This is a genomic window from Sulfurovum xiamenensis (genome assembly GCF_030347995.1).
In the GTDB taxonomy this organism is placed as follows: Bacteria; Campylobacterota; Campylobacteria; order Campylobacterales; family Sulfurovaceae; genus Sulfurovum; species Sulfurovum xiamenensis.
Genome location: NZ_JAQIBC010000015.1, coordinates 1 through 9,370 on the forward strand (window position 1 = coordinate 1; position 9,370 = coordinate 9,370).

17 protein-coding genes are annotated in these 9,370 nt (G+C 34.7%); 16 read left to right on the forward strand and 1 reads right to left on the reverse strand.

Features of this window, described 5'->3' with window-relative positions:
* The first annotated feature begins 71 nt into the window (after positions 1 to 71).
* The 5 genes from PF327_RS11205 to PF327_RS11225 are packed head-to-tail and all read left to right on the forward strand — an operon-like array spanning position 72 to position 2,490.
* Positions 72 to 752: an XRE family transcriptional regulator gene (locus PF327_RS11205; RefSeq protein WP_289402642.1), complete on the forward strand. Its 681-nt coding sequence runs from the start codon at positions 72 to 74 to the stop codon at positions 750 to 752.
* 13 nt (positions 753 to 765) lie between these two features.
* A complete protein-coding gene (locus PF327_RS11210; protein ID WP_289402643.1) occupies positions 766 to 1,230 on the forward strand; it encodes a zinc ribbon domain-containing protein in 465 nt (154 codons plus the stop codon).
* Positions 1,212 to 1,517 (forward strand): hypothetical protein, encoded by a 306-nt coding sequence (locus tag PF327_RS11215; RefSeq protein WP_289402644.1) that lies wholly within the window; start codon positions 1,212 to 1,214, stop codon positions 1,515 to 1,517. The genes PF327_RS11210 and PF327_RS11215 overlap by 19 nt, the downstream gene beginning before the upstream one ends.
* Before the next feature lie 5 nt (positions 1,518 to 1,522).
* Positions 1,523 to 2,176 carry a hypothetical protein gene (locus PF327_RS11220; RefSeq protein WP_289402646.1) on the forward strand — a complete coding sequence of 218 codons (654 nt, stop codon included), beginning with the start codon at positions 1,523 to 1,525 and terminating at the stop codon, positions 2,174 to 2,176.
* Positions 2,173 to 2,490, forward strand: a complete 318-nt coding sequence (locus PF327_RS11225; protein WP_289402647.1) for a hypothetical protein — start codon at positions 2,173 to 2,175, stop codon at positions 2,488 to 2,490. Before PF327_RS11220 ends, PF327_RS11225 begins: the two co-directional genes overlap by 4 nt.
* 66 nt (positions 2,491 to 2,556) lie before the next feature.
* On the opposite strand, the gene PF327_RS11230 is transcribed toward PF327_RS11225, so the two are convergent.
* The gene (locus PF327_RS11230) at positions 2,557 to 3,441 is read right to left on the reverse strand and encodes a hypothetical protein (RefSeq protein WP_289402648.1); all 885 of its coding nucleotides are present in this window, start codon (positions 3,439 to 3,441) and stop codon (positions 2,557 to 2,559) included.
* Between the two features lie 637 nt (positions 3,442 to 4,078).
* Between PF327_RS11230 and PF327_RS11235 the strand changes: the two genes are divergently transcribed.
* The 11 genes from PF327_RS11235 (at position 4,079) to PF327_RS11285 (ending at position 9,298) form a co-directional block, all read left to right on the forward strand.
* Entirely contained in the window at positions 4,079 to 4,294 is a 216-nt protein-coding gene (locus PF327_RS11235) for a hypothetical protein (protein ID WP_289402649.1), read from the forward strand.
* Positions 4,294 to 4,416, forward strand: coding sequence for a hypothetical protein (locus PF327_RS11240; RefSeq protein ID WP_289402650.1), 123 nt, complete (start codon positions 4,294 to 4,296; stop codon positions 4,414 to 4,416). The genes PF327_RS11235 and PF327_RS11240 overlap by 1 nt, the downstream gene beginning before the upstream one ends.
* Complete coding sequence (locus PF327_RS11245) at positions 4,413 to 5,222, forward strand: PD-(D/E)XK nuclease-like domain-containing protein (RefSeq protein ID WP_289402651.1); 810 nt, start codon at positions 4,413 to 4,415, stop codon at positions 5,220 to 5,222. Before PF327_RS11240 ends, PF327_RS11245 begins: the two co-directional genes overlap by 4 nt.
* Complete coding sequence (locus tag PF327_RS11250) at positions 5,222 to 6,052, forward strand: recombinase RecT (RefSeq protein ID WP_289402652.1); 831 nt, start codon at positions 5,222 to 5,224, stop codon at positions 6,050 to 6,052. Before PF327_RS11245 ends, PF327_RS11250 begins: the two co-directional genes overlap by 1 nt.
* 126 nt (positions 6,053 to 6,178) lie before the next feature.
* Entirely contained in the window at positions 6,179 to 6,682 is a 504-nt protein-coding gene (locus PF327_RS11255; RefSeq protein ID WP_289402653.1) for a hypothetical protein, read from the forward strand.
* Positions 6,683 to 6,695: 13 nt separating this feature from the next.
* Positions 6,696 to 7,553: a phosphoadenosine phosphosulfate reductase domain-containing protein gene (locus tag PF327_RS11260; protein ID WP_289402654.1), complete on the forward strand. Its 858-nt coding sequence runs from the start codon at positions 6,696 to 6,698 to the stop codon at positions 7,551 to 7,553.
* A gap of 17 nt (positions 7,554 to 7,570) precedes the next feature.
* Positions 7,571 to 7,801, forward strand: coding sequence for a hypothetical protein (locus tag PF327_RS11265; RefSeq protein ID WP_289402655.1), 231 nt, complete (start codon positions 7,571 to 7,573; stop codon positions 7,799 to 7,801).
* A complete protein-coding gene (locus PF327_RS11270) occupies positions 7,798 to 7,947 on the forward strand; it encodes a hypothetical protein (protein WP_289402657.1) in 150 nt (49 codons plus the stop codon). Before PF327_RS11265 ends, PF327_RS11270 begins: the two co-directional genes overlap by 4 nt.
* 103 nt (positions 7,948 to 8,050) lie before the next feature.
* The gene (locus PF327_RS11275) at positions 8,051 to 8,770 is read left to right on the forward strand and encodes a hypothetical protein (protein WP_289402658.1); all 720 of its coding nucleotides are present in this window, start codon (positions 8,051 to 8,053) and stop codon (positions 8,768 to 8,770) included.
* The gene (locus PF327_RS11280) at positions 8,767 to 9,105 is read left to right on the forward strand and encodes a GIY-YIG nuclease family protein (RefSeq protein ID WP_289402659.1); all 339 of its coding nucleotides are present in this window, start codon (positions 8,767 to 8,769) and stop codon (positions 9,103 to 9,105) included. The genes PF327_RS11275 and PF327_RS11280 overlap by 4 nt, the downstream gene beginning before the upstream one ends.
* Positions 9,098 to 9,298, forward strand: a complete 201-nt coding sequence (locus PF327_RS11285) for a hypothetical protein (RefSeq protein ID WP_289402660.1) — start codon at positions 9,098 to 9,100, stop codon at positions 9,296 to 9,298. Before PF327_RS11280 ends, PF327_RS11285 begins: the two co-directional genes overlap by 8 nt.
* Positions 9,299 to 9,370: the final 72 nt, after the last annotated feature.

Genomic DNA, 9,370 nt, shown 5'->3' on the forward strand with positions numbered 1-9,370 from the left:
CTTAAAATTATTCAAATATAGAATATTACTATATGGAATAATAATTAATATTTTTGTGGGGGTGGATATTTATGTGTGATATGGTAAATCGTATACGTGAAGAAATGGAGATTTTAGATGTTAAGCAAAAAGATATAATTGAGTATACTGGAGAGAAACAGTCAAATATATCAAAATATCTTAGTTTAAATGAAAAAACAAGGCTTGATATTCCAAATACAATATTGGCTAAAATTTCTGACATTCTAGATGTTGATATTAAATATTTATTATGTATGCAAGATGAAAAGAAAAAAAGTATAGATACCAGCTTTAATTCATCTATGTTTGAAATGATTAACTATGTTGACCTACGTGCAGGAGCAGGTGCAGAAGTAATATTACATGAGTATATAGAATCAGAGCCTATCCCAATAGCAAAACAATTTTTAAACGGTGTATCTCCTAAAAATATTGTAGTAATGAAGGTTGTTGGTGACTCTATGGAGCCTACTATAAAACCTGATGAATTTGTTATGGTTGACATGGTAAACGGTAGGCAGTTTCATCCTGTAGATGGAGTTTATCTTATAAATAAAGACGGCACAATTCAAATTAAACGACTACACTTCAAAGGTGATAAAGGGATAGATATTATCTCTGATAACTCAGCATATCCAAAAGAAAATACCATCAATGACGCGATAAATTTAGAAGTTATTGGTAAACTTTTCAAACAGATAAAGAATCTTGGTGCTTTGGCAATAAAATAAAGGGAGAAATATTATGGGAATGATAAAATGTAAAGAGTGTAAAAGTGAAATAAGTAACAAAGCAAAAACATGCCCACAATGTGGAGCACCAGTTCCACAAAAGACATCATTTTTAACATGGATATTTCTTATCTCCATAATTGCAATATTTTTGATTGTAACAAGTGGTCCAAATAACAAATCAAGTATGGTATCAAGTAGTGAGAATAAAGAATTTGCATGGGTTGAAAAAGGGAAATATTTAGTAAGATCAAAATTAAAAGACTCTGATTCAGCAAAGTTCAGAGATATATATTTCAATAAGAATAAAGACCAGGTACCTGTAGCATGTGGAGAAGTGAACTCAAAGAATGGATTAGGAGCATTTGCCGGGTATGAACGTTTTATATCAGCAGGCTCAATTGAATTTACATGGTTAGAATCTGAAGTATCAGATTTTGGAAACATATGGAATAAATTATGCGTGGCTACAAAATGAATAAAATTATATTTATATTGGTTTCACTAACAGTCTCATTATTTGGAAGCAGAAATTCATGCCAAATGTTTCTTGATAATTATTCAATGGCAAGACAAAAAGCGGTACTTCATATTGAAACAGACTCCAGTAAGTTTTCTATACTTATGGAATTAAATATGGCTAAAAATAGTCTAATTAGTGCAATAGCCGAGTGCAAACCATATAGAAATGAACTACGATATGATGAAATGAAACCAGATCTAAAAAAAATGTCTGAATTAATTAAGCAAATAGAAAAATGGTGATAATGGTGAAATATTTTTTAAAGTTCATTCTTATATACATAACCATAGGTATTCTAGGATTTATTCTAGTCGGATTTATATCACAGGATTTATTACCTATATACTTCATGGTATGGGTATTTTCTCCATTATTTTACCTATATTTTAAAAAAGCAAATCAATCAAAACATAAACATACACTCAATAAAATAGGAATTATTTTTGCTTCAATAATAATCGGTTTTGTAATGCTTTCTTATGGAGTAGGAAAACTTGGAAATGTGTTAAATGAGTCAAGAAAAAATCAAGCCATAATTGATGAATCAAATAGAAAAATTTATGAGATAAAGCAAAAAGAAGAAAAAGAAAGACTGGCAACTATTGCAATTGAAAGAGAAAAAATAAAACCACTTATGAATGAATTAAAGGATAAGGTGGTCAAAGAGAAAAAGGTTATAGCTGCCACATGGTCCAGAAATTTAACTGATCAAAGAAAGGATGTACTTTATGTTGCTGTTCCTGGGGATGGTACATCAAGAAATGGTTTTGCAGAGTATTTGTGCCTTATAGCAAATGAAGTAGGACTATCCAGTAAAGGAATAGAGATCATAATTACTGATGCTATAAAAAGCATAAATGGAGGTGATTTTACTCCTATTGGAATGGCTACTTGTAAATGACACCACTAGAAGCCTTTAATAAAATAGAGAAGATCATGTCAAAGATAAACATCCCTTTCATGGATATGGGCGAGGATGATACTAAATATGATATGCCTTTATGCAAGGTGAAATATTATCAAGTAGAAGAAGATCATCATTTTCAAATATTTTGCTTTGGAACTACAAAAAAAGAATGTGATGATCTTAGATTCACTGCAGCGGATACAATTAGCGATCATGGCTTTCATGTATCAACAAATTACCCATACTCAAACCCATACCAACTCCAAAAGAACATATGGGAGAGTAGAATAAACGTGAAGTTTAACTGATGATACCACGACACTTAAAACATAGATTTATTGCCGGGGTTGTGTTGTGGATAGGATTATTAATTATTATTGGAATAAAGTATCTTGGCCAAGTGTAGCAGTTGGTTCTATAATCCCATAAACTTTTGTAATTGAGTACTTAACATCTACGATACCTATGTTCTGATCTAAATAGGTCTCAATAAGAAGATCCGCATCCAACATATCCCCATATGATATACTTAGTTCTCTATTACGTATCTTTTGTTTAAAATCATCATCCAGGATTGATACATCAATATTTTTATCAAATATTATGGTCCACTTGCTATCCCCAAATATATCAGGTTTTTTAATAATAAATTGCTGTCTTATTTGATGAATGTGCTTTGTAACATCTTCAACCTCTTCTATTTTAAACTCATAACTTCCTTTCATTGGAGCAGATTCATTACCAAGCTCAAGCAATGGTGTGGCAGGAAGTTTTTTTATACTGCTAGACAGTTCACCAACAGACTTTAATATATTAACTTTGTTTTTATCTACACTGTAACCATATTCTCTAAGAGGTGTTTTGTCTATTTCATCTTCAATGATTTTTACAACCTGTTTATTGAAAGAGTTTGGAGTTTTGTTTGTATAGTCTATGATCTTGTATTTTGTATCGATCAAGAATTTTGCAAATTCATCTTTTGGATTTGTAACTATAGAGTGTATCTTATCATCTGGTAACTTTTTTAAAACATCCCTCAAATAAGCTCTTACGGATCCCCCTTCAATATGTGTTACATATATCTCAGTTTCTACATCACCTCCGAAAGATTTAGCTATTGCATTGTTTAAATTATCTAATGCAACTATAAAAGATGCTACACCATTAAAAAAATCTTTTGAATTTGTCTCTGAACCGTATGTGAAATAGACACTGTATGAACCTTCCATATTAAACTCCCCATAATCTATATAGAACATTATACCAAACTCCTTTTATGTAAGTATGTTTGTATTGTAGCGTAAAAATATGGAAAATATTCTATATTTGAATAATTTTAAGCTTTAATTAAATTCAAATATGGAATAATTCTCTTATACGAAGCAAAAACTTCGAGTTCAATCACAATTCGCGAACTGCCTGTGTAAGTTCAAGTAAGTATCAGACACCTGACATGGCAAATGGTGTATGCGCAGGTTGAGAAGCCTGCTTTGAACTTTCACGCATGGGCATGTTTACTCCCTTTCCATGCTCAGCCGCGAGAGTTCATATATAAGCACAAGATTTTATTTAGCGTCTCGCCGTGAATAAACATAGAGACATCCTCATAAACCTCCTTTATTATGAAAATAAATTTAGAACCTGATTAATGCCAAATCCTCGTAGATCAGAGGTGAACTTCTTGTGTTTATATGTGAACTTGATTTTTAAAGTATTCATTGGAGTATTTTAAAAAGCCGTGTTGAATTTGAACGCTACACGGCTTTACACGATTAAGAAAAAGTGCATGGAAATTATACCGTGCCAACCTAAAGCCTTTATATGTGGCTGTGCTTACCCAACCCTTTCTCGTTGGCAGCCACTACATATAAGGCGTAATTCGGGAAAGGAATTATGATGGATTTAACAACAGCAGAAAAACTAAAAATGATCGCAATAGAAAGAGGCATAGACTCTACTAACCTATTTGGGAAGATTGAGCTTTTAAAAGAGGTATTGATTCACCAGACACCAAAAGATGCAAACGATTTTCTGATCGATACATTTATGATGATTGAAGACGAGATTGATTTTTCTTTTAAAGAACTTGGGTTAGACGAGGATGTAGCGTGATGGACAAACAACAAAGAAAAGAACTATTCAGAAAGTTAAAAACGTTGCCAAAATCAGTGCAGAACACTTTGACGGTTTCGCACTTGGCCAGACATATTAAAGTGATGAAAGGTTTATCATGAGTGTTTTAAAGATTATCCCAAACAACGATTATCATGCTGACAGATCACACTTATCTGCAAGTACAATTAAGACCATATTAAAAAACCCGTACGAGTACCTTAATCCTGTAGAAAAAAGCAACGATAGCTTACTTCTTGGAAACGTGGTACATAAATTAGTACTGGAGCCTGAAACATTCAATGAAGAGTTCGCAGTGATGCCTGTATGCGATAGACGTACAAAAGCAGGTAAAGAGATCCATGCAAACTTCATTGAAGAGAGCAACGGCAAAGAGTGTGTCACTCAGGAAATGTACGACCAGGCACTTGAAATGAGTAAAGCTATCTCTGAACAAAAAGAGATCAAAGAACTATTACTATCAAATGGGCTTCCAGAACGCTCAATATTCAGCGAAATAGACGGGATTAAGGTTAAGTGTAGACCTGACTATTACAGAGAAGATTTAGGGCTTATTGTTGATCTTAAAACTACGGTTGATTCAAGCCCTGACGGTTTTGTAAGACAGGTTGCAAGTTATGGGTATTTTATCCAGGCTGCATTCTATCTTGATGTGCTTAAAAGCGTTGGACTTCCTGCAAACAAGTTTATTTTTGTGGCAGTTAGTAAGACTGAACCTTATATGGTAGGAGTATATGAACTTACTGAACAGGATATTGAGCTAGGACGTGATATGTATAAAAAAGCGTTTGAAATATACAGAGATATTGACAGTTATAAAAAGCCTGTCTACTTAAGTCAAGAGAAAGAGATCGTACAGACACTTGTACTTCCAAACTATGTTTATTATAAATTAGGAGCCATGTAATGAGTGCATTAACAGAAAGAAAACAACAGGTAACGGCATTTTTGGGTAGTCAGGATATTACAAACAGAATCACTGCCCTATTCCAAAAAGATGACAAAAAAGCTGAGAAGTTCAAAGCAACGATTGTGAACATTGCACTTGATTCAAGTTTATCAACATGTACAGTTCCAAGCATCCTTAAAAGCGCGTTAGATATTGCAGAGCTTGAACTTCCACTTGCAAAAGGATTGGGGCAGGCTTACATCGTTAAATATAAAAAAGATGCACAACCGGTCATTGGATACAAAGGATGGCTTGCGCTAGCTGAAAGAAGCGGTAAAAGCGTAAAAGCTAAACCTGTATTTACATGTGATGAATTTGCAATGGAAGATAACGGGTTCGATGAGACTATTACATTCAAACCAAACTTCGATGAGCGCAAAGACTATGATCCTAAATGGGTGAATGAAAATCTTAAAGGAGTATTGGTAGCAGTACGTGACAATAACTCCGGGATTGTTTCAAATACGTTTGTGAGCTTTGGAAAGATCAACCAACTTGCAGGCAAAAGTCCGTCAAAAAATTCAAGCTTTAGCCCATATTCTGAGTGGAACCTTGAAATGTATCAGGCAAAAGCTATCAAATATGTACTCTCGAAAACTCCAATGAGTGAAGTGGTTGGTAGAGCAGTAGAGGTTGACAATCAGGCTGATATTAAACGCATAGAAGAGAATAAGCAGCATGACGGGTTCAACCTTAACCAAATGATGCAGAAGCATGAAGAAACTGAATATAGTGGCGAATTTGATGCAGAAGTTGAAGAGACTGATACAGGGGAATCTTCGCAATGAAAGAAAGAGCCATAAAACTAAGCAGCAAGGACTTAGGAAACGGAAAGTATGAGATATGCGGTGTGATTTTTTACGCTAAATCTCATGCTGAGGCTGTACGTAAGTATCTAAGAAAAAAGAAGCCTTGTGATGCGAATAATAGCCATGACACCTAATCAAAAGAAAAGCTTGATACTTGCGTCAATCATCGGAACACTATTCGCCACATACGATAAAAAAGAGCAAACAAGGCTACACAAAGAGATCCATGTAAGGATTGGCAAAGGTATCAGAAAGCAGGTTGATATTCACTCTAAAGAAGAGGTCATATTTGTTGCCCATGTTCAAGGTAATGGGATATGGAAACAAGCCGTTGATCACTTTGCAGAAAGGAAGATCACCATCGAGGCTTCAAGCACAGTTTTAGCATTGGTCAATCTTGACGAAAAGGCACTGTCTAAGCATTATGGACTTGGTGCAGGTATCTTGGCTAAATGGGCCAAACCATGCAGAAGAAGTGATGCATTAGAACTTGAAAAAGCAGGAAATGAGGTAGCAAAGTACGTCTTTAACGCTGTCAATGAACTGTATGACATAGAGGTTGAAGAGAAGATGAGCGTCCTGGAACGAATAGCACAAGCTAGAAGATAATAAAAGGTAAATAATGAGTGTTTTCATAATCCCAAAAGATAAAGTAATAAAAAGAAAAGAAGGTGCCAAATATATACCTACTATTAGTGGCGGAAAAGACTCTGTGTCTCAATGTGATCTGCTTTTAAAAAATGGTTTTCCAGTAGATGAAATAATATTTTGCGACACTTTTCAAGAGTTCCCAATGATGTACAAGTATATAGAAAAAATAAAAAAATACTTTGATGATAGATATGGCAAAAAAATAACCGTACTTAAGCCACTTACCACATTTGAAGAGTGGTGCTTTGGTGTCATAAGAGACAAAAATGCAGATGGTTATGGTGCCATAAGAGGCATACCAAACCCAGCAGACAATGAATCTCAATGCTACCATAGAAGAGAAACAAAAGTGAAACCCTCTGATGCCTACTTAAATGAGAAATATCCTGACAGCCATATTGTGAAGTATATAGGATATACAAAAGGCGAAAATAGATCATATAAAGATACTGACAGATGCACACATCTCTATCCTCTTAAACATATATTCAAAATGACTGAGGATGATTGTAAAAAATACATGATAGATCAAGAGATGGAAAACCCACTCTATAAGTTTTTTAGTAGAAGTGGATGTGGTATTTGCCCTTTTCAGTCAGAAAGATCAATGTTTCAACTGTACCACAATTTCAGAGATATTTGGGATTACATGAAAGGAATTGAAAAAAGACTTGAGCAGTATGAAAAAATGGGCTTCCGCGTAATGAATAGATATTGGTTTACTGGCTATAGAACACTAGAGCAGATGGAGCACAAATTCAACTTAAATAAAGCCACTCTTTTTGACTTCTCAGATGAGCCGATAAGAGACTGCTTTTGCAAAATATAAATAGAAGGAGAATCAGCATGAAAGATAAATTCATAAGATTTTTAAAAGACAACCACGCATTTGATGAGTACAAAGAAGAGATTCTCCCCTACTCACTCGATGATCTAAACCCTCAGTTTAAAGACGGAGGTGCAGAGTTCCTCCTAAATGATGGCTGCATATTTTACTGGAGCCTTGCCACAACCGGTGTGAACTGGAAAGAACTTTCTGAGAAGTGGAAAGAGTTACTTGAAAAGGATGAAGTATGATCGATGCAACCATATTGACAAATTATAGAAGTATAAACATCGGCATAAGAGTAGATATACCACATGAGAAGATCACCATTATAACAGTAAATTTTATGTTCTGGTCATTGATGATCATCTTTGGTGCCAAGATAGGAAGGAAGTAAATATGGAAATAAACTACATGAAACTAACAGGTGCGATCATCTTGGCAAATATGCTGACATTGATCTTGGAGAATGGTATTTGGATTATTGTGGAGGCGGTGTTATGAATAAAGCAGAATTACTACAGATAGCAAAACCAATCCTATTCAACACAGAAATGGTACGAGCCATACTTGATGAACGTAAGACACAGACTAGGAGAGTTGTAAAAAACCCTGCACCATACTATAAGACAAAGGCTGACCAAGCTATCAGAATTGAAAAAAACGATGATTGGTACAAAGATAGACATTACTGCATAAGAGATAACAGTGGTGGATGGATGGACTTAACAAAAGAAGATTTCATTAAGCATTGCAAGGGCTACAAAAAAGATGATGTTCTTTATGTACGTGAAACGTTTTGCCCTGCAATTTTAAACATGGGCGAAGAAAATGAAGAAGAGATAGTTATATACAAAGCTGATGATGGTCGTGAATGGGTTGAGCCTAATGATGGATTTAAAACTCCTTGGAAGCCATCTATCCATATGCCTAAAATGTTTGCCCGTATCTTCTTAAAAGTAACCAACGTAAGAGTTGAGAGGTTGCAGGAAATTGAAGACAATACCGACAATTTTCAAGCAGAGGGATACCCGGATAGCTATGAGCTAAAAGAAGCTAAAAGGTTTTATTCAAATGATATGCATGGTGAAGTGGATTATTGTGACGACTGCATGGAAGAGTGGTGGACTAGCCTTTGGAATGCTACAACACCAGACGGATACAAGTGGGAAGATAATCCTTATGTATTTGTGTATGAGTTTGAGAGGATAGAGGTATGAGTGAATATGTTAAACAATACGATCTATACAGGCACTTTGATAAAGATGACAATCTCCTCTATGTAGGAATTTCAATAAGTGCCTTACAAAGACTTTCTCAACATAAAGATGTATCTGGATGGTACCATGAAATATCTAAAATCACTATAGAAAAATTTAGCTCACTTGATGACGCTAGAAAAGCTGAGAAACATGCAATATGGAATGAGCTTCCAAAATACAACATGCAGCTAAATGATGATCTTGGAAGATTAGGTCATTCAGAAGAAGAAGTCAATGAGATCATTGATCAGTTGATCGATAAGGCAATGAATAAAAAGGACAATCATGAGTAACGTAAAAATGATAACCAAGAAAGAGGCATTGTCTCTTTTTGGAGTGGCACCTACAAGTGAAAAGAGAAAGGATGTTTTTGATATACTTACCGAGTATGAAAACCCTTATAACTCTAAAGCAATCTATCGACTTGATGAAGTTGAAAGTAAGGTAAGAGAATTGCAAAAAGTGGCAGATAAGGTGGCATCTTGAATATGCCATCGTCCACAATTAACCTATATACTTCAAAAACTCTAAATAATTAGACATACTTCCTCTCTGCCA